This is a genomic window from Methylobacterium organophilum (assembly GCF_022179465.1).
Taxonomy (GTDB): Bacteria; Pseudomonadota; Alphaproteobacteria; order Rhizobiales; family Beijerinckiaceae; genus Methylobacterium; species Methylobacterium organophilum.
In genome coordinates this window covers 180849-199175 of sequence record NZ_BPQV01000011.1, presented here as the reverse complement: position 1 = coordinate 199175, position 18327 = coordinate 180849, and the positions used below count along the sequence as shown (strand labels likewise).

The window sequence follows — 18327 nt, the reverse complement described above, 5'->3', positions numbered from 1 at the left end:
AAGGCTAACGACGGCACGCCTCATCCGTGCCAGCCGTTATGGGTTCACGACCTAGAAGACGTGCCGATCATGTTGGATCATATGCGTCGTAGCCTGCAGCGGCGAGATAGTGACGGCATTCGGGTGGCGTGAAGCATCTGAAGGCTTGTCGGATCGTGTCCCAGAGGTCGCTGATCGTGCGAGCAGCCTCGGCACGAAGAATGGCCTTGAGCTTGGCGAAGGCGCGTTCAATCGGGTTGAAGTCGGGGTAATAGGCCGGCAGGTAGAGCAGCCTCGCTCCCGCCGCCTCGATGCACTCGCGGATGCCGCTGACCTTGTGGGCGGGCAGGTTGTCGAGCACGACCGTGTCGCCGGGCCTGAGGGCTGGCGCGAGGATTTGTTCGACGTAGTCGCGGAAGCGTGCGCCCGTCATCGGTCCATCGAAGAGGGCGGTGGCCATCAGGCCGCTGGTGCGCAGACCGGCGCTGACGGTGATGGTTTTCCAGTGGCCGAACGGCACCGCAACCCGGCAGAGTTCGCCGCGCGGAGCCCGTCCATAGCGGCGGACCATCCTCGTGTTGGTGGCGGTCTCGTCGAGGAACACGAGCTTGTCCGGGTCGAGATCGAGCAGGCCGTCGAACCAAGACAGGCGCGCGGCCTTCACGTCCTCCCGCTCCTGCTCGGCGGCGTGGCCGGTGTTTTTTTGCGCGTGATGCCGTGGCGCTTGAAGAAGCGGGACAGGCTGCTGACCCCGACCCGCAGACCCTGCTCGGCCAAACGGTCGCGCAATTCGTGCAAGAACAGCTCGGGCTGCGCTTCGTAGGTCTGCCGGATCAGGTCGGCCTGCGCCTCGATCGTATGTGAGCGTTGATCGCCACCCATCGGCTTGGCGTGTGTCCGACCCTCCTGCACGAAGGTCCCGTGCCAGCGCACGGCGCTGGCCGGGCTGACCTCGAAGCGTCGTGCTGCCTCCCGGCGCGAAGCCCCCGCCTCAATCGCGGCCACGACACGCTCACGCAGATCAACGGACAGGGCAGACGCCATCGGCTCTCCTCCTCGGAAAGCCGCGCATCGAATCACATCACCGCCGCGGCCGAAACCATAAACGATTCAATTCGATCGGTGACCGCTCTAGGTCGAAGGAGTTGGCGCTGGCGATTGCCGACGCCGACGCCCACGCCTCCGAGGCCGATTACCTTCGAGCCATTGAGCGAGATTTCCGCGTCACCCTGGAGGCGGGCTTGTGGCGGCGTGTACGGGCCATGGGTCGCGATGCGGCTTTCGCGGAGGCGGAGGAGATCGTGGACCTGCGGCCCTACGACCCGAGCCTACCGACCAACCTGGCGTCGCTCTGTGCGACGATGGACGTCGGCAAGGCGGTCAAGGGCCTCGACGTCACCCTGCTCGATGCCCCGTTCGGCCACGGTTACGTCCTCGGCGACTGTCCGGTGCCGGTGGTCGACATCGGCCGCGGCTTCGACGTCCCGCTGTCGAAGGGCCTCGCGCTCAGGGCGATGCCCCCGGCGACGGCGGGGCGGCAAGCCTGGGCGCGGCGCACGGCGACCGCTCGGGAGGTGACGGACATCAACGATGGCCAGCGTGCGCGGGCCAGGAGCGTGGTGATCTGGCCCGCGTTGTAAGCAGCGCGTCGGGCGGGGCGGCATCCGCGGGGCCGAGGTCGGCGCGGACCCTGTCGCGCATCCCCAGCCGGGTCGGGCGCATCGGCGCGCTCCAGGCGTTGGGCGTGCGGATGCACGAAGGTCCGCGCGGCCCCCGGTGGCGCATTCCGCTCGTCGGCATAGGGACGCGGACCGCCCGCCCCGGGGCCCGGCGAGTCGCCGTCGGGCTCGCGAACGAGGGCATCTGCCCCTCGCTCCCTGCCGACAGGTTCGAACAGCCCTCACGCCCAGGCTTTCCACAGGGGGCATCCGCGGGGACAAATCGGGGACAAATGGATTTTGGGCGCACGCCAACCCGTTGTGAGGACACAAGTTTTTCGGGCTGGGTGTAGATGGCGGAGACGGAGGGAGTCTCCGCCACATTCCCGGACCCGTGCTCTCGAACACTCCGCGTTTCCAGCCCGACGATCCTGGTGGTTACGACAGCGTGTACATACGGATTCTTAGGTCGGCTTGACAAGGCCGAGCACGCGCTCGGTCTCGACGATTCGACTTGGAACTGCGTCTTGAACCTGTATCTCCCCGTTTGAGCGTGCCGGTCGAAATCCGAGGCCGGCAGGGGTCGTTCGATATCGGGCATGGCAGGCCGGTCGGTGCGATGACGTCGGAGAGACGTGTCCTGCGGAATCATCGCGCGCTGCCGCTGCCGTCGTACTCGGCCATCGACTGTTCCGCCGGCTCGAAGGGGTGGGCGGGCGCATGGCTTTGGACCGTGCTCACGACCCGAGTTCCAGCGGCCCGTCCTCGCCGCCGCCGAATCCCCAACAAGCGCGCCATCGCAGATTTGTCCGGAACCGGAGGCCGCCGGCTGCGTTACGCGCGTGCGAGGCTCCCAGGAGCTCGCGGCAATCGGCGCCGGGACAGGTGCCCGGTGCTCTTCGTCATCACATTGCTCATATGGAGGATGTGGTCATGAGGACGATCGACTTTGCGCCTCTCTACCGCTCGACGGTCGGCTTCGACCGGCTGTTCGACATGATGGACCAGGCCAACCGCGCCGAGAGCCCGGCGAACTGGCCACCCTACGACATCGAGAAGGTCGCCGAGGACGGCTACCGCATCACGCTCGCCGTCGCCGGCTTCGCGCAGGACGAGATCGAGCTCACCCAGAACGGGAATGCCCTGCTGATCTCCGGCCAGCGCAAGGACGCCGAGGCGGCCCGGCAGTTCCTGCACCATGGGATCGCCGCCCGGCAGTTCCGGCAGAGCTTCAGCCTCGCCGACCACGTCAGGGTGACGGGCGCGCGCCTGGAGAACGGCCTGCTCACCGTCGACCTCGTGCGCGAGGTGCCGGAGGCGCTCAAGCCTCGCCGCATCGCCATCGGCGGCCGGCAGGATGCGTCCGGCCAGGACAACGCGCCCGCGCAGGTCGCCCACCAGGCCGCCGCCTGACCGCACCGCCGTTCCTTACGCACACGGGCCGGACTGCGTGACGGCAGCCCGGCCCGCAGGCTTTGGCCGTTCGAGGAGGTTTGCGAGGAGGTTCGAGAGACAACCGTCGAGGCCGATGCGGCCCTGGCGCTCGCCAGGCCCGGCGACGTATTCGGCCACCCGCGCGAGGTGCTGGCGCATCCGGCCCTGAGGCGGGAGGACAGGCGCGCGATCCTGGCGGAATGGGCGTCCGACGCGCACGCGGTGGCGTCGTTCCCGGGCTTGCGCCGGTTGCCCGGCACGAAGGCCGCCGTCGTGGACGTCGACGACGTGCTCGCGGCGCTGGCCGAACTCGATGCCGCCGGGACCGGCGCCGCGCACCGGGCGCCTGGGGATGTGCCCCGCCGCCGGCCCCTGCGTGTCATCCGCGACGCGTTCCGTCCGCGCAGGCGGGACGACGATGACGACGATCCGCCGCCGCCCCGGCCGCCGGCCCCGATCCCCGACGCGGTCGCCGTCGCCGCCTGACGGATACGCAGCGGCGGTAACCGTGACCGTGGAACGGATGACGACCGGAGATCCGGACGGACGGGGAGCCGGGAAGGCCGCCGGGACCTCGGCCGACACGCTGCGGAAGGTCCGGATGGCCTGGCCGAGCCTGACGCTCTACCAGCGGTTCGAGGAGGTGGTGGCCCTCGTGCTCACGGCGCTGATCGCCCTCGTCGTCGTCGCGGCGATGATCAATCTGTGCCACCGGATCGGGGCGCTTCTGATCTTCGGGCTGCTCGATCCGGCGGAGCACAGCGTGTTCCAGGCAGTGTTCGGCATGATCTTCACCGTGCTGATCGCGCTGGAGTTCAACCACACGATCCTTGGCGTGCTGCAACGGCGCGACAGCATCGTGCAGGTGCGGACGGTGGTGCTGATCGCCCTGCTGGCGCTCGCGCGCAAGTTCATCGTCCTCGACGCGACGAAGGTCGAGCCGCTGACCATCCTCGGCCTCGCCGCGGCGGTGCTCGCGCTGGGCGCCGTCTACTGGCTCGTGCGCGATCAGGACCGCAAGGAACGGGGGGAGGCGGAGACCGGGATAGGGGCGGGGCTGAGCTGTCAGGCGCGACGGCAAGCAGCCTCCTGACGGCTGACGAGCGCGTCGGCGAACGCGACCAGGATCCGAACGGCTTCCAGGGGCCGCTACGGCATCACGATCGCGTGGAAGGTGTTCGACCTGCCGTGGGACGTGCTGGTCGCGCGCAACGAGGCGTGGGCGGCGCTCGACCCCACCCACCGCCGGCCCGAGCATGTTCTGCGCCTGACCTACGAGGCGATGCGTGCTCGGGATGCGTGGTGGAGGGCGCTCCCGCGGGAGCAGATCGAGGTCGTCACGGGGTAGAACGAACCACACCGCTTGCGGCGCTGGAGCGAGCGGGTAAGATGCCGGTGTGAGGCGAGCGCGGGCAATACACCCGATCGCTTCCGCATCAATTCACCATGGTCAAGATCAATCGGGTCACCACCCGCACGGGCGACGACGGTCGCACCGCGCTCGGCGACGGGGCGCGGCTGCCGAAGTTTCATATCAGGGTCGCCGCCAACGGATCGATCGACGAAGCCAACTCCTTCATCGGGCTCGCACGGCTGGATGTGAGCGAGGCAGCAGCCGACATCTTCGGCCAGATCCAGAACGACCTGTTCGACATCGGCGCGGACCTGTGCCGGCCGGAGCGCGGGGGCCTGAAGGTCGAACCGACGAGGTTCACCGACGAGCGGGTCGCCTGGATCGAGGCGACGATCGAACGTCACAATGCGGGGCTGCCCGCTCTGGACTCCTTCGTGCTGCCCGGCGGAACGCGCGCCGCGGCGGCGCTGCATGTCGCCCGCTCCGTCGTACGCCGGGCCGAGCGGGAGATCGTCGAGGTGGCGTTCCAGGAACCGATCACGCCGGCGATCATCCGATACATCAACCGGCTCTCCGACCTGCTCTTCGTGCTGGCGAGGATCGAGAACCGGCGCGAGGGGGCCGGCGAGATCTGGCAACCGGCGCCTCATCGAGGTGGCGGAGATCGCAGCGGATAGAGGTGACCGCGCGCCCTCGGCAATGGCGGATCTGGCCGGTGACCTCGGACCGGATCCGTTGCTCGGGATGCGGAGCAGCGGTCTTCCGGAGAAGGCCACGGCCGTCACGCACGGGGATGTGGGTGCCGGTGATGGTTTCCTGTCAGAGCGCAGAACCTGAGGTTCGACCATCGCCAGCGGCGATCGCAGGAACCTCAGGAGTCGCGCTTGCCGTGCGGGCGAGGAACGTGGCGAGATCCTCGCTGCTCCGTGCAAACTCATCCGGTGAGAGAGCGCCGCGCAGATGCTCGTGGGCGAGGAAGATCCGATAGGTCGCGGTGACGTCGGCCTGGCAGTACGCCGCGACCTCATCGAGCCGGCCCTGTGCGACGAGGTCGGCGACGGCGCTTCCGTCCATGCCCTCGGGCTTGCCGGGCAGGCCCATCGCCCGGCACAGGGCGTCGAGGCCGATCCGCGCCCGGGCATCGTGGTTCGCGAGAACGTCGCAGAGGTCGAGGGCGGACTCGTCGTAGCGCCGGTAATACGGGCGGCAGGTCAGGCCCGGAGCGGCGATGCCGTGGATCATCGCGCGATAGCGGATCGTCGGCAGATCGAAGTTGTGACCATTGAAGCTCACCAGCCGCGGCCGCAGGCGCTCGATCCGCGCGGCGAAGTCGGCGATCAGCGTCGGCTCGGAGCGCTCGCCGATGTGGGGAGCGCCGAGGGCCCGGACCTTCCACGCCCCGTCCACCCGCTCGGCGACGAGGGCGCCGATGCAGACGATGCGGTGGAAGATCAGTTTGGGGAAGGCCGTGCCGAGCTTGCCCCGAGCCGCGTCCTCGTCGGCAGGATCGAGCCCGTGCACCCGGGCGACCGCCGCGAGATCGGGAACCGTCTCCAGGTCGAAGACGACGACGGTCTCGTTCATCCCTGTCTCCCCGTGATTCCGATCGAGTGCGAGGCTTGAGCGGCGGTGCGTGCAGCTCCGCTCACCGGGGCGGTGTCTTCAGCCGGTACAGGCGGTTGACGGTCCTCGCCCACCCGGCCGTCTCGTCGAGCAGGAGCAGCCGCGAGGTGACCACGCGGCGCGCGCCGGGCAGGCGCGGGTGGCCCGCGACCTGCCCGACCAGCACCGGCTCGGGCGCCGGAACGATGGCACGGTGCCAGTCGCCGAGGATCGGCGCGGCGGCGAACTCGGCCGGGTCCGGGGCGGCCCCGGCGATCAGGCGGTCGAAGGCGGCCAGCGCGTGCTCCAGGCACACCGCTTCGTCGACGCCGAGGTGCAGTTCCAGGTTCGCAGGTCTCATGCGAGTGTCCTCGTTCGGATTCGTCGACGGGCTGTGGATGCCAGGGAGGATGAGGAGGGCGTTCGGCCTCACGGGGCCGGCATGCGCTGCCGCCGTCCGGCGGGAACCCGGATCCGCGGCCGGTGCCGGGCGGCGATCTCGGCCACCTCGTCGCCGGTGAGGATGCGGCGCGCGAGCAAGGCCTCGACGAGCGCCAGGATCGCCGCGCGGTCGGCGCGCACAAGCCCTTCGGCCACGCCCTGCAGGCGGCGCAGGTCCGCCTCGACCAGGGCGGCGAGGGCCGGATCCTCGCGCAGTAGGACGGCGGCGTGCTCCTGGTCGACGACTGCCCGCAGGGTGGCGCCGAGCCCGAGGCTGGCATGCAGCGCCGCGAGCAGGCGCGTCGCCTCGCGCAGGTCGGCGCTCGCCGCGGCGGTGACGCCCTCGCCGAGCACCGCGTCGGCGGCACGCCCGGCAAGCAGGCCGACCACCTGCCGCTCCAGGCCGGCGCGGTCGGGGGTGGGATCGGACAGGCGCAACACCGTCGATCCGTCGTGCCGCGATCCGGATCGGGTCGAGACCTGCACGACGGTGAGGCCGGCGCGGTGGGCGACCAGGGCGTGCCCGGCCTCGTGCAGGGCGACGCCGCGCAGGCGGGCGGGCGAGCGCGTCTCGGCCGGGGCGATCTCGGCCAGGAGGTCGGCGAGCTGCATCGGCCGCCCGGCCGCCTGCGCCCGGGATCGGGCGGCACGCACGCAGGCCGCCAGCGTCGCGCCGGTCATGCCGGAGGACAGGCGCGCCGCCGGCGTCAGGTCGATTCCGGCGAGATCTTCTCCCAGGTGACCGCGCAGGATCCCCGCCCGCCCGGCCTCGTCCGGCGGGGCGATGGCGAACTGCCGGTCGAAGCGGCCCGGCCTGAGCAGGGCGGCGTCGATCGTGTCGAGGTGGTTGGTCGCGCCGATCAGGATGACGCCGGCCTTGCGCAGGCTCTCGAAGCGGATGAGACAGTAGGTGACGACGGGGTTCCACCACGAGGCGCTGCGCTCATCCATGCGCGCGCGGTTCGGCAGGGCGTCGAGTTCGTCGCAGAAGCCGATGGCGCAGCCGTCCTGCCTGGCGGCGAGGGCGAGCCGATCGCAGAACTGAGCGATCTGCTTGGTGATGCTGTCCAGGAAGCCCGGGCTGCCGGCGAACCACGCACCGACGCTGGTCTCGACGACCATCACGCCCGAGGCCTGGGCGAGGGAGCGGGCGAGCAGGGTCTTGCCCGTGCCGGGCGGCCCGAACAGCACGGCCCCCTCCAGGGTCGAGGCCGGGATCTCGCCGCGGCGCACCCGGGCGATGTCGGCGACCGTCCGGGTCGCCCAGACATGGGCCTCGCCGTACCCGGTCAGCCGGTCGAGGGGGGTGACCGCCTCGCCCGCGACCGGGCCGAGACGGGCCCGGCTCGCCCGGCGGATCCGGTCGAGGCAGGCGGAAGGGGTGGTCCCCGGTCGCAGGGCAGCGGCGAGATCGGGCAGGTCGAGCCCGGAGAGGTCGCCCGGCTCCAGGACCGCCCGCGTCCGGCGCCCGCACCAGACGCGGATCGCGAGGGCGACCTGAGCGGCGTCGAGGGGCGGGATGGCGAGGATGTGGTCGGCGGCGGCCACGAGCAGCGGCGAGAGCCAGGCCCGGTCCGGGGCGATCGCCACCACAGGGTATCCACGGGCGACGAGGTCGGCTGCTTCGGCATCGGGATCGCTGCCGGCGGAGGGGCGGGGCGCCACGGCGCGGGCGATGCACTCCGCCTGGCGGCCGCTGGCGCGCCGGATCGCCGCCTCGACCGGCTTCACCCAGGCCGGGCCGGGCACGGTGACGAGCACCACGACCGGCTCGGCCTTGGTCAGGGCTCGACGCAGGCGCGGCAGCAGCACCGCTTCCAGGGCGATCTCGACGAGCAACTCGGTCGGCTGGCCGAGGCCGTCGAATCGGCGCACGCCGCGCCAGCCCTGCCACCCAGGGCGTCCGCCATCGGCGGCGGCAACGGCCGCGCCATCGCCGGCCCCGTCGAAGTCGAGGAGGTCGGGGATCGCCCGGTCGAGGTCGAGGACCGTCGCGACGGCGTCCGCGATGCCCTCGACCATCCCGGTTACGGGGGCACCGTCGCCCGTTACCGCTTCGCTGGAGAGGAGGTCGGCGGGTAGGTCGGCGGGAGCGGCCGCCGGCTGGGTGTATGCATCGTCTTGGCGGTTCACGGGCATTCCTCCCCCCGCGGGGCCAGCGGGATCTCGATGACGAGGGCGGGATCGAAGCTGTCGCGGCACTCGCCGGGGTAGCCGTGCGGGTTCGAGACGAGCCGGGTGGCCCCGAGGCGGGTATCGACCGCGTGGTGGGTGTGGCCGCTGATCCAGCAGGCGGGCTGCCGGGCATCGATCAGCGCCGACAGGTCGCTGGCGAAGCTGGCGCTCAGCGGATCGCGGCCGAAGCGCGGCGCGATGCAGACCGGATGCGGGGCGTGGTGGGTGACCACCACGCTTGGCCCCTCGAACGGCAGCGCCAGGGTCGTGTCGAGGAACCGGACCGAGGCCGCATGCAGGGCGGCGGCGTCGGCCGGCAGGAACCGCTGCCGCTCCGATCCGCGCCCGATCGTGATCGCCCGGTGGTCGTTCATCCCGCGCAGCGCGGCGGCCATCGCCACCGCCCGGTGCCGCGCTCCGAACAGGGTGTAGCTCGTCCAGAGCGTGCAGCCGAGGAAGCGGACGCCGCGGATCTCTGCGACCTCGTCCTCCAGCAGGGTGATGTCGAGGTGCGCGGCGGCCTCCCGGGCGCGGTCGAGCTCGTGCTCAATCGTGCTGCCGTAATGCTCGTGATTGCCCAGCACCGTGACGATCGGCACCGGCGCAGGGATATGCCGGCGCAGGGTGGCGAGTGCCGTCGCGGCGCCCGCGCAGGTGTCGCCGGCCACGACGACGAGGTCGGCGCCGGGGGCGAGCTTCAGCGCGCGGGTATCGGCGACGTCGACGTGCAGGTCGCTGATCATCTGGACGCGCAGCACCGATGCCGGTGCCGCTGCCGGGATGTCGGGCGGCCCGGCGGGGGTCGCCCCCGCCGCAGGGTTCGTGCGGCCGGTCATCACGCCGCCTCCGCCATGAGCGCGGCGACCTGCCGGGCGAGCCGGCTCTGACCCGGTTGCAGAACCCGCAGGCCCGCGGCGCAGAACAGGTTCAGCCCGAGCAGCATCGCGAGATCGAGCGCCTTGCGCTCGCCCTCGCCGAGGGGGAAATCGGCCAGGGGCCCGCAGCCCTTGTGATAGTCGAGCCCGGGCTCGGCCTGGACGATCTCCGACAGGGCCTCCTGGAGGTAGACCGTCGCACCCTTGTGGAAGACGGGCGAGACGAGGGCGTAGACCTCCTCGACGAAATCCAGTTGCGGGTCCGCCTTGTGATCGCCGAGCCGCGTCCAGAGCTTCACGCCCTCGCCGACCCGCACCCTCGCGCGGCCGTCGCGGCGACCGACGAGGAGGTACACGCCGCCGTACTTCCTCTCGGCGAGCCAGGCCTGGAGGCGGGGCAGGTCGGCCCAGTCCGCGGCCACGACCTGCAGGCCGGTGAGGCTGTCGCCGGCGACGCGCAGGCTGCTGCCGGGGACGGGGAAGCCGATGGAGACGGCGAGGCGGAGGAGGTGGAGGAGCCGGGTGATGAGGAACGGCATGCGGGATCTCCCACACCGCCGCGCAGGCGCGGTCGGTGCGTCGCTCTGAAGGGGAAGGGTGTGGCGAGGACGCGCGGCGTCAGGTGCCGCGCATCGTCCGGCCGGGACCGGCCGGGCGCGTGGAGACGCATGCCGGGCGTGGGCCTGGCATGGACGCCGCGGCGGTCAGGGACCGCCGGCTGCGATGAAAGGTCAGTGGCGCGCGGTGTCGATCCGCCAGACGCGGCAGGAGGCGTCGAAGGCCGAGACGAGGTCGATGGCCAGCACCCCGGCGTCGACCAGGGCGAGGACCGCCGAGATCGGCTGCGGGTGTGGGGCGATGGCGTCGGCGAGGTCGCCGAGGCTGGCATCGCCGGTCTCGTCCACGGCCGCGAGCAGGGCGACCTGTACCTCGGGGGTGATCAGCGGGTGGACGACGAGGTCGGGGTGAGGGGGCGTCGAACCGGCGAGGGTGGGCCGGACGGTGTTGCACGCGGACATGCGTCCGCCGTAGATGGCCTCAGCCATGCTGTTGTCTCCTGTCACCACAGAAGACGCGGATGGTCAGGTCGCTGGCGCGGCTGGAACCCGCGCTGGCGGCCGCCTCTGGAACAGGCGACACGCCGGGACCTAATATCCCACGTCGGGCAAGACGTTCGCCTGCCCTAGGTGATCATCTGGTGAGCTTGGCCGGGAGTACAAGCCCGAAATAGAAAATAATGTCTCGGGTCGGATTTTTACCTTAACGTCTTTCCGCGTGTACGCTGTTGGCGGTGGTCGGACAGGATTGGGCCGCCGCTGATCTGCGACCGAACGGCGAACGATTCCGTTCTGTGCCATAGGCGAAACTCGCCCGGACACACTCATCGAGCGTCAGTGGGATCGCGCAGGAGATCAGTCCGATGTCGCCGGCTCCTCCGGCGGCAGGGGACGGTCGTCGACCCAGTAGCCGCGCCGGCGCATGAATCGAAATCCCTGCGCCTTGGGATGCACCAGAATCGTTCTCAGATTCTCGCTGGGGTCCCGCCCCGGAAGCGGCAGCTTGCGCTCGTGGAGCAGGATGTCGACGAGGTCGCGATGCGGCAGCGGCGCCCCATGATCGAGAAGGATCTCCCGGACGACCCGGCGGACCTGTGCCACGGAAAGGGGGCGGCGCGGCGGGGCGGGGGAGGGCCCATCCGATTGTCCTCCCCGCGCCAGCGCCTGTTCCACGGCGGCGAGACGGTCCCTGAGCTGGTCGAGGGCGGCGTGCAGATCGCCCTGCGTTCCGAGGGATGCCTCACTCCGCTCTTCCGGCCGCCGAACCGGCGTGCCGGAAGAGCCCGGCGAGGCGGAGACGCCGGAACCGAGGCGATGCTCGATCGCGGCGAGGAGGAAAGCGTTCAGGCTCAAACCCTCGTCGAGAGCGGCCCGCTTGATGGCGCGATGCAGGGATCGCGAGACATAGAGCGTGGTCTTGGTCATGCCGCGCTCGGCCGTCTCGGCGGATCCGCCATCTCCTGCCGTGTCGCGGTCGCGTCCCATCACGTCGGTCCCCGGGCTTCCGTGCGGGTAGAGAGCGCGATGCCGGCATCCCGTCAAGATGGCGTCCTGTCATGACGGCAAGGCGTAGGGTCGTGCGTCATCTTCCGCATTCGAAGGAGCCATGACCGGGCTGTCCCATTCATGCCAGGTTGACAGCATAGTCCGGAATATTCCAGATTGGTGCCACGCGACTGCGACGGCGCGTCCGGACGAATCCGGACGGGCCGTAGAATCGTAGCGGCTCGTCGTTCCTACACCCGGGAGATGCTGGCGTGATCACCGAAGCGGAAGTCCATCACGCCTGCGACGTGCTCGATGGCCGCGGCGAGGAACCCAAATACGAGGCGATCCGCGCCGAGCTGGGCAATCGCGGGAGTTGGTCGACGATCAAGCGCTACCGGCAATCGTGGATTGCCCGGGAGCAGGAGGTCCCACCCGTCCCGGAGGAGCTCAACGCCCACGTCACGGCGGTGGCGACCGCAGTGTGGCGCACGGCCTATCCGCTCGCCTCCGGCACCTTCGGCGACGAACGCCAGGCCGCCGCGGCCGAGATCGGCGAGCTGACGGCGGCCCTGGCCCACGTCGAGGCCGAACTCGCCGCCCGCGACGTGGCGCTCGCGCAGCTGACGGAGAGAGCCGCCGATCTGGAACGGCGCCTCGCCGCGGCGGAAGCCGCCCGCCAGGAGGAGGCCGCGCACCGGGCCAGGCTCTCGGGCGAGGTCTCGGCACTCGCCGGCGTCAACCGGGATCTGCGGGGGCTTCTCGGCAGCCGTCCCGAACCGGTGGCCGGCCTGCGGGTGATCGAGGGCGAGGCCGGACGAGGCGAGCGCGCCTCGTAGACCTTCACGCGCCTTCCCACGCGCCCCTTTCCCGGAGATAGCTTCATGCCCCGCAAGCCCAAGGCCAATCCCGTCACCCGGTCCCCGAAGGCGGCCAATCTCGACAGAGAGCGCAAGGGCGCCCTCGCCAACCTGCGGACCATGCGCGGCACGGGGCAGAAGAACCTGCTGCTTGGGTGCAAGATCCGCGACGTGCGCGAGTTCATCGACACCCCGGCGATGGGCTGCGGTATCGCCGCCCTGATCGAGGACGTCCTGCGCGATCCCAGGAAGCGGGCGTCCGTCCTGGAACGGGGCGAGACGATCTATGCCGGGATCCGCGGCGCCCAGCCGCTGGCCGCCGGCGAGACGCTCCTCCTCGTCGATCCCACCAAGGCGGCTCGGGTCGCGATGGCCCTGGCGGGGGCGGGCCTCAAGCCGGCGCCCCGGCATGCGGGCTGGGCCGGCTTCCGCGGGCCGGTCACGGCGGACGCGGCGCGCTCCCTCCTCGACGATCTCGGAATCGGGGCGGGGGCCTATCGCCTGCACGAGATCGACGCATACGCGCCGCCCGCGTCCGATGAAGACGCCGCTGGCCCCGAGACGGTGTCCATACCGGAGGTGGTGGAGACCGGTGAGGTTTTCGTGGACCAGCCCTCGCTGGTCGGCGCTGCGTCGGATGGGGCGACGGTCGGGAACGGGGACGAGGATGACATGTCCGCCGATGCGGCGTCCTGTCCGGCGGCTGAGGACGCCGATCCGGTATTCCCGCTGGATACGCCCTCCCTCACCATCCCGGATCCGGGCGAGGTCGCCGTCGAGGATGAGCCTGCTCTCGATCAGGCCGACACTCCGGTCCGAACCGCGGCGATGGGCGTAGCGACCGGCGGAGATGGCCGTCCCGGCCGGCCGTTCGGCGTGTCGGAGCAGGTGCTGAACAGGATCCTCTATCCGGCGTCGACCAATCCGGTCTCCGTGGAGCCTGACGGCCTGCCGTTGTCGTCCGAGAGGGGTGAGGAACGGAAGCCGGCGCACATCCCGTGACGACGTCGGGCGACGCTGACGGCAGGCTCCGCATCGTCGGCAATGGCGTGGAATAAGACCATGATGCCGTGGAGTAAGAGGCAGATGGCGTGGAGTAAGAGGCAATGAAGCCCCAGGCCAAGCCGGAGACCCATGAAGCCTATCTCCACGGTGGGGAGCGTCATCTGCGCCGGGCCCGGTCCACCCATCCGGACATCGCCGATCGGGCCGAAGCCCTCGTCACCTCCATCGAGACCGATCCCGGCGTCTTGGTCACGAGGACCGTCTGCCTCTACCGCGCGCAGATCGCCGCCATGCTGCGCAGCCTCGTCCCGGACGATCCGGGCCGCCGCGATGCCCTGCACGCGCGGGTCGAGGCGGCGCTTCAGCGGCGGCGGGGCCGTCCCGACCGGCCGCGGACCGCGTCGCGCAAGCGCCGGAGCGTCCCTGCCGACGAGGTTCGCCGGCTTCTGGCCGCCCTCGCGGAGCGCGTATGGGCGAACCCGGCGGAACGGGCCCCTGCGATGCTGGCGCTGGCGGTCTTCGTCCACTCGCGGATCGGCCATCGTCCGATCGAGGGCGGCGATGCACGCCTCGAAGGGACGTGGCTCGTGCTCCGCAACGCCAAGGCCAACGCCGACAGGGCGGGCGCCCCAGAGCGCCGGCTCGACCTCGGCGCGATGAGCCCCCTCGTGCGCCGGGCGATCTGTGCCTATCTCCGGCTGCGCGACGAGATGGTCGGGCGTTATGGCGACTACGACGGCTGGTACCGGGCGGCGGCCGAACAACTCGGCCGGCTCTGCGAGGGGCTCGGGATCGCGCGCGTGGCCTTCACCTCCCTGCGGCATGTCGCACTGGCGACCTGGAAGCGGGCGGGACTGGCGCCGTGGGTGATCGCCGCGCTGGCCGGGCACGCCTCCGACCGCTCCGCCCCCCGGTACTACGCCGAAGCCGGCAGCGGATGGGCCGTCGACGGCCTGCCCCGGGCCGATCTCGTTCGGGTGCTTCTCCTGGAGGAGCGCGCCGCACTGCGCGCCGAGCGACGGGTCGGGGCATCGTCGCCACCGGGGACCGGCGAGGATCTGAGCGATCTCCCGCCGATCGCGCCGCCCCCTCGTCCCGCCGCCGGTGCGCGTTCCCACCGCGAAGGCGATTCCCTATGGGCCGACTATGCCGCACGCCAACGTGCCCGTGCCGAACAGGTCCTGGGCGGGATCGGGACCCGGACGCCTTCTCGCGAAAACGATCGTGCTCCCGTAAAGAAAGACGGCGACGTGATTTCGCGAGAACCTGGAATTGCCGAGACCGCCGCGAAGATGAGCCAACACTTATAGTTGCGTTAACCGTGGTCTCGCACGACCCATCTCCGGTTTCAGCCGACTGGACGGGACAAGTCTGCGTGCCGAGGCGCCCCGCAAGCGCGGCCTCCAGGAAGGCCAGAGTCTCCGGCACGAGGCTTCCGGAACTATCTCCGGCGAGCAGGCGGTCGAGACCAATCAGCAGCACCGGATCGCGATCGACGCTGAAGTTCGAAGATCCTACCGCAGGTAGATACCACTCCGCGGCGAATGCCTGCTGGAAAGGCTCCCGGCGATCGTGATTGCCAGGAACCACGTAGACGGGCAGATTGCTGAATCTCCTGCCTGACAGGACCGCGGCAGGCCACTTCACGGAAGTCTCTTGCCGGTAACTGACCGGGCTGGTGGCTGAGCAGAACCGAGCGATGCCATTCCTAAGAAAGACCCTCCCGCCCGCAACTCGCATGATGGTGCCCGGTCTCGATCCCCGTTATCGTTGGGCTTCCGGTTCTCTCCGGGCCGCGCCGTCGATGGCGTGACCCACACGATCGTGAGACATGCCCCATCGTCGGTTCGATCTGTCGAGCCTGAGCGAGGCCGAATCTCCACGTCCGCTCAAGACCGCGCGGGCGCCGGTCGAGGCCGCTTCCCGCCATGAGCCGCGTCTCGCTCTCGTCATCGGCAACGCCCGGTATCGCGACCGACCTCTGGCGAACCCGGTCCGCGATGCGCGGGACGTGGCGTGGGGACTGGAAGGGCTGGGCTTCTCCGTCCGCCTCCTGACGGACGCGACCCTGCCCGCCATGCAGGAGGCCCTCGTCGCGTACGCCGACGCCGTCGACGCGGCCGGATCCGATGCGGTCGCCTTCGTTTACTATGCGGGCCATGGGGTCCAGGCGGAGGGAGCGAACTTCCTCATCCCCATCGCCGCGGAGATCACCGGCCTCCGCCATCTCGCCACCCGCGCGATGCCGCTCGATACCCTCGCCAGGGAACTCGGGCGCCGCGCGCGCAAGGCGACGGTGATCGTCCTCGATACCTGTCGGAACGAATTCGTGGAGGACGGGTCCGGCGATGCCTCCGCCACGCAAGGCATGGTGCGCAGCCGCCTGCCGCGCCCGACGGAACTGGTCTATTCCACGGCCGCGACCGCGAGCGCCGAGGACGGCTGGGGGAACCACAGTCCCTTCGCCCTCGCGCTGATCGAGGAGATGCCCGGCTTGCTCGTGCCGGGCACGCGCATCCAGGACGTGGTCGATACCGTCGCCGCCAAGGTCAGCCTGTGGACCGCGAACACGCAGACCGTGGCGGTCTACCGCGAGGGCGCGCTGCCGCCGCTGACCCTGACGGCCGAGGACGAGGTCCGGCGCCGAAGCTGGAGCCGGCGGCCTCGCCGCCCGAGCCGGAGACGGGTCGCGGCGCGCATCGCGGCCGGCGCGGCGGCGCTGTCCCTCACCGTGGCGGGCGGCTTCTGGTTCGCCGCCTATCCCGAGACCCGCACCGGGCTCCTCCTCAGGGCGGGGCTCCTCGACGGCAGCGCCTACGACTTCGCCTGCGCGCCGCCTTGGGACGGACAACTGGATCGGTATGGCCTCACCCGCCGCGACTGGTGCCTCAGCCTCAGCAACGATGCCATCGTCGAGACGGGCATGGCCGACCGCGACCGGAGGCAGGTCGTCGAGGCGGGCTTCGCCGCGGGCGATCCCAAGGCCCTCGCCCTGAAGGCCATGGCCGCCGACAGACAGGCGCGGCAGGCAGAAGCCGGAGACGACCGCGCAAGGCTTCTCGCCGAAGCGGCCGCCTTCGGCCGCCGCGCCGCCGCCACGGATCTGCCGCGTGGGCGAGTCCTGGGCTGGATGCTCGGCGACCGTCTCCAGAGACTCGACGTCAACCTGCGCGATCTCGCGCGGGACCTCGACGCGGCCGGCGCACGGGGCGTGCTGCTCGCGAAGCTGCTGCGCGAGAGCGCGGCGAAGAGCTTCTCGGTGTTGACGGGACACGGCGACGCCGCCGATCCGGCCGAGGGGCTCGACACGGCCCTTTCGGAGGCGGCGGCCTCCGATCCGAGCGGCAAGGCCGCGTATGCCGCGGCACAGCTCTATCGCAGCGGATCGGCATTCGCCGGGGGAGAGGTCCAGATCCCCCGTTACCACGCATGGCTGCGCCGTGCAGCATCCGCCGGGCTGCCGGCCGCCACCGCGGAATGGCTCGACCTCGCGCCGTCCGATCCCGCCCTGCGGCTATCCGAAACCGAACGCCGCGACCTGATGGCGGCCGCGGCCGGGGCGGACGATCCGCCCGGCCTGTACTGGCGTGCACGCCTGCGCATGGAGGCCGACGCCCTCGACGGTGCGAAGGCCCTGCGCTCCGAACCGACGGCCAGCCTTCTCCGGCGATCGGCGGAGGCCGGATTTCCCGCTGCGATCCAGGTCTTCATCGACGATGCGCTGGATCCCCGCGACGGGCACGCGCCGGACATGGCACAGGCCCTCCTCTGGCTGCGACGGGCGGCGGCGGCCGGCAGCGGCAAGGCCGCCGAGCAGCTCGCCACGCTCCTGGCGCATGGCTACCGCGGTGCGGACGGTGCCATCCTCGTCGCGCCCGACCCCGCCGCCGCGCGGGCGCTGGCGGAGCGTCACGACCTGCGCGACGCGCCCTGGGCGCTCGCCCTGCGTGCGGACATGCTGCGTTACGGCGCGCTCGCGCAACGCGATCCGGCGCAGGCCATCGCGATCTGGCGCTTCATCGAGCAGCGGCTCCCGGCCCCGGAAATCGCGCTGCGGGCGCGGACGGAACTCGATCGCGCCTGGACGGAGGCGAGCCTCGCGCGTGACCGCGCCGCTAACCACGCCTTCGCGAGCGGAGATGCGAATGCGCCCGTCACGGTGACGGCCTTCCTCGCCGCGGATTGCCCGGCCTGCCAGCGCTTCGCCTACGACGTGCTCCGGCCGGCGATCATGGCCTTCTCCGATCCGGCGACGGTCCGCTTCGAAGTGCGTCCGGTCTGGCGCGACGACGATGCCGGCGCCCTCGAAGCCGCGCTGGTGGCGGCCTGCGCGGCGATTCCGGCGGATCGCTTCCGTCTGTTCGTCGCCCTGATGAACGCCCAGGCGGAGTGGGCGCGGCTGGCGACCGCGCAGGAGCGGCTCGGGGCCTTCGCGCGTCTGCTCGACGGCCTTGCCGGAGCGCCCGACGATCCGGCCCGTTGCGTCGCGGACGAGGCAGCCCGCGCCGCTCTCGGCCGGCAGCGGGACGGGTTCCGCGCCCTGCCGATCGCCGCGACGCCCTCGGTGTTCGTCGGTGGTGCCGCCGGCGACACCGAGTGGGTGGACGCGCTGAAGGCGCTGATCGCAAGTCAGCTGCCGCCGTGATCGCCGCCCGACCATTCCGCGGTCAGCCTGCGGGCACTTCGGAACAGGTCGGACGGCGCAGGCGACCGTAGCGGCCGAGTCCCGTCACAACCGGCATCTCGTCGATCCGGTGGGACCACCCGCCGTCGCGCCGGGCGAGGTCCACCGCGTAGACCGGACCGCCCGCCTGCCAGGGGGTCCAGCGACCCATGGTCCCGTCGCGACCCACCGAGATCTGGCGCACGGAGCCGGCGCCGAAGGTCAGGCGGCCCGACCAG

The 18327-nt window shown here is 71.1% G+C and carries 19 protein-coding genes; 10 read left to right on the top strand and 9 right to left on the bottom strand.

Translation table 11 applies throughout. The annotated features are described in order from the left end of the window. Positions 1–67: 67 nt before the first annotated feature. Positions 68–1023, bottom strand: a protein-coding gene (locus tag MFF21_RS18275; protein WP_238312692.1) for an IS630 family transposase whose coding sequence is annotated in 2 segments (ribosomal slippage) — positions 68–684 and positions 684–1023 — 957 coding nt in all. Because the reading frame shifts where the segments join, the coding sequence is not laid out codon by codon here. Positions 1024–1124: 101 nt separating this feature from the next. Between MFF21_RS18275 and MFF21_RS18270 the strand changes: the two genes are divergently transcribed. The 6 genes from MFF21_RS18270 to MFF21_RS18245 all read left to right on the top strand — a co-directional run bounded on the left by MFF21_RS18270 (position 1125) and on the right by MFF21_RS18245 (position 5102). Next, a complete protein-coding gene (locus MFF21_RS18270) occupies positions 1125–1619 on the top strand; it encodes a hypothetical protein (protein WP_238312691.1) in 495 nt (164 codons plus the stop codon). A 951-nt stretch (positions 1620–2570) separates the two neighbouring features. Beyond that, positions 2571–3050, top strand: a complete 480-nt coding sequence (locus tag MFF21_RS18265) for an Hsp20 family protein (protein WP_096487674.1) — start codon at positions 2571–2573, stop codon at positions 3048–3050. Between the two features lie 168 nt (positions 3051–3218). Further along, positions 3219–3557: a hypothetical protein gene (locus MFF21_RS18260; protein WP_096483543.1), complete on the top strand. Its 339-nt coding sequence runs from the start codon at positions 3219–3221 to the stop codon at positions 3555–3557. A 115-nt stretch (positions 3558–3672) separates the two neighbouring features. Next, positions 3673–4164: a phosphate-starvation-inducible PsiE family protein gene (locus tag MFF21_RS18255; RefSeq protein ID WP_238312689.1), complete on the top strand. Its 492-nt coding sequence runs from the start codon at positions 3673–3675 to the stop codon at positions 4162–4164. 81 nt (positions 4165–4245) lie between these two features. After that, positions 4246–4419 carry a hypothetical protein gene (locus MFF21_RS18250; RefSeq protein ID WP_157914096.1) on the top strand — a complete coding sequence of 58 codons (174 nt, stop codon included), beginning with the start codon at positions 4246–4248 and terminating at the stop codon, positions 4417–4419. Between the two features lie 98 nt (positions 4420–4517). After that, positions 4518–5102, top strand: a complete 585-nt coding sequence (locus tag MFF21_RS18245; RefSeq protein WP_096483539.1) for a cob(I)yrinic acid a,c-diamide adenosyltransferase — start codon at positions 4518–4520, stop codon at positions 5100–5102. A 142-nt stretch (positions 5103–5244) separates the two neighbouring features. On the opposite strand, the gene MFF21_RS18240 is transcribed toward MFF21_RS18245, so the two are convergent. From MFF21_RS18240 to MFF21_RS18210, 7 genes are all read right to left on the bottom strand, one after another. Continuing rightward, positions 5245–6009 carry a 3'-5' exonuclease gene (locus MFF21_RS18240; RefSeq protein ID WP_096483537.1) on the bottom strand — a complete coding sequence of 255 codons (765 nt, stop codon included), beginning with the start codon at positions 6007–6009 and terminating at the stop codon, positions 5245–5247. A 61-nt stretch (positions 6010–6070) separates the two neighbouring features. Continuing rightward, positions 6071–6388, bottom strand: a complete 318-nt coding sequence (locus tag MFF21_RS18235) for a DUF6634 family protein (RefSeq protein WP_096483535.1) — start codon at positions 6386–6388, stop codon at positions 6071–6073. A 68-nt stretch (positions 6389–6456) separates the two neighbouring features. Further along, positions 6457–8601 carry an AAA family ATPase gene (locus MFF21_RS18230; RefSeq protein ID WP_162296252.1) on the bottom strand — a complete coding sequence of 715 codons (2145 nt, stop codon included), beginning with the start codon at positions 8599–8601 and terminating at the stop codon, positions 6457–6459. After that, on the bottom strand, positions 8598–9479 hold the full coding sequence (locus tag MFF21_RS18225; RefSeq protein ID WP_238312687.1) for a metallophosphoesterase: 882 nt from the start codon (positions 9477–9479) through the stop codon (positions 8598–8600). The genes MFF21_RS18230 and MFF21_RS18225 overlap by 4 nt, the downstream gene beginning before the upstream one ends. Continuing rightward, positions 9479–10057: a GIY-YIG nuclease family protein gene (locus MFF21_RS18220; protein ID WP_096483530.1), complete on the bottom strand. Its 579-nt coding sequence runs from the start codon at positions 10055–10057 to the stop codon at positions 9479–9481. The genes MFF21_RS18225 and MFF21_RS18220 overlap by 1 nt, the downstream gene beginning before the upstream one ends. Before the next feature lie 192 nt (positions 10058–10249). Next, on the bottom strand, positions 10250–10564 hold the full coding sequence (locus tag MFF21_RS18215; protein WP_096483528.1) for a hypothetical protein: 315 nt from the start codon (positions 10562–10564) through the stop codon (positions 10250–10252). A 366-nt stretch (positions 10565–10930) separates the two neighbouring features. Next, positions 10931–11560: a hypothetical protein gene (locus tag MFF21_RS18210; protein ID WP_096483526.1), complete on the bottom strand. Its 630-nt coding sequence runs from the start codon at positions 11558–11560 to the stop codon at positions 10931–10933. Between the two features lie 272 nt (positions 11561–11832). Here MFF21_RS18210 and MFF21_RS18205 point away from each other — a divergent pair, with 272 nt between their 5' ends. The 4 genes from MFF21_RS18205 to MFF21_RS18190 all read left to right on the top strand — a co-directional run bounded on the left by MFF21_RS18205 (position 11833) and on the right by MFF21_RS18190 (position 18070). Beyond that, on the top strand, positions 11833–12399 hold the full coding sequence (locus MFF21_RS18205) for a DNA-binding protein (protein ID WP_096483523.1): 567 nt from the start codon (positions 11833–11835) through the stop codon (positions 12397–12399). 45 nt (positions 12400–12444) lie between these two features. After that, positions 12445–13422: a hypothetical protein gene (locus MFF21_RS18200; protein WP_096483521.1), complete on the top strand. Its 978-nt coding sequence runs from the start codon at positions 12445–12447 to the stop codon at positions 13420–13422. Between the two features lie 104 nt (positions 13423–13526). Continuing rightward, a complete protein-coding gene (locus MFF21_RS18195; protein ID WP_096483518.1) occupies positions 13527–14735 on the top strand; it encodes a hypothetical protein in 1209 nt (402 codons plus the stop codon). Between the two features lie 521 nt (positions 14736–15256). Then, positions 15257–18070: a caspase family protein gene (locus tag MFF21_RS18190; protein ID WP_096483516.1), complete on the top strand. Its 2814-nt coding sequence runs from the start codon at positions 15257–15259 to the stop codon at positions 18068–18070. A 22-nt stretch (positions 18071–18092) separates the two neighbouring features. Here the strand turns inward: MFF21_RS18190 and MFF21_RS18185 are convergent, their stop codons facing one another. After that, positions 18093–18260, bottom strand: coding sequence for a hypothetical protein (locus MFF21_RS18185; protein WP_157914093.1), 168 nt, complete (start codon positions 18258–18260; stop codon positions 18093–18095). Positions 18261–18327: the final 67 nt, after the last annotated feature.

Coding starts and splice junctions, on each gene's coding strand:
- MFF21_RS18265 (WP_096487674.1), top strand. CDS start 2,571: ATGAGGACGATCGACTTTGCGCCTCTCTACCGCTCGACGGTCGGCTTC.
- MFF21_RS18245 (WP_096483539.1), top strand. CDS start 4,518: ATGGTCAAGATCAATCGGGTCACCACCCGCACGGGCGACGACGGTCGC.
- MFF21_RS18240 (WP_096483537.1), bottom strand. CDS start 6,009: ATGAACGAGACCGTCGTCGTCTTCGACCTGGAGACGGTTCCCGATCTC.
- MFF21_RS18225 (WP_238312687.1), bottom strand. CDS start 9,479: ATGACCGGCCGCACGAACCCTGCGGCGGGGGCGACCCCCGCCGGGCCG.
- MFF21_RS18200 (WP_096483521.1), top strand. CDS start 12,445: ATGCCCCGCAAGCCCAAGGCCAATCCCGTCACCCGGTCCCCGAAGGCG.
- MFF21_RS18185 (WP_157914093.1), bottom strand. CDS start 18,260: ATGGGTCGCTGGACCCCCTGGCAGGCGGGCGGTCCGGTCTACGCGGTG.
- MFF21_RS18190 (WP_096483516.1), top strand. CDS start 15,257: ATGCCCCATCGTCGGTTCGATCTGTCGAGCCTGAGCGAGGCCGAATCT.
- MFF21_RS18235 (WP_096483535.1), bottom strand. CDS start 6,388: ATGAGACCTGCGAACCTGGAACTGCACCTCGGCGTCGACGAAGCGGTG.
- MFF21_RS18215 (WP_096483528.1), bottom strand. CDS start 10,564: ATGGCTGAGGCCATCTACGGCGGACGCATGTCCGCGTGCAACACCGTC.
- MFF21_RS18195 (WP_096483518.1), top strand. CDS start 13,527: ATGAAGCCCCAGGCCAAGCCGGAGACCCATGAAGCCTATCTCCACGGT.
- MFF21_RS18255 (WP_238312689.1), top strand. CDS start 3,673: ATGGCCTGGCCGAGCCTGACGCTCTACCAGCGGTTCGAGGAGGTGGTG.
- MFF21_RS18210 (WP_096483526.1), bottom strand. CDS start 11,560: ATGGGACGCGACCGCGACACGGCAGGAGATGGCGGATCCGCCGAGACG.
- MFF21_RS18220 (WP_096483530.1), bottom strand. CDS start 10,057: ATGCCGTTCCTCATCACCCGGCTCCTCCACCTCCTCCGCCTCGCCGTC.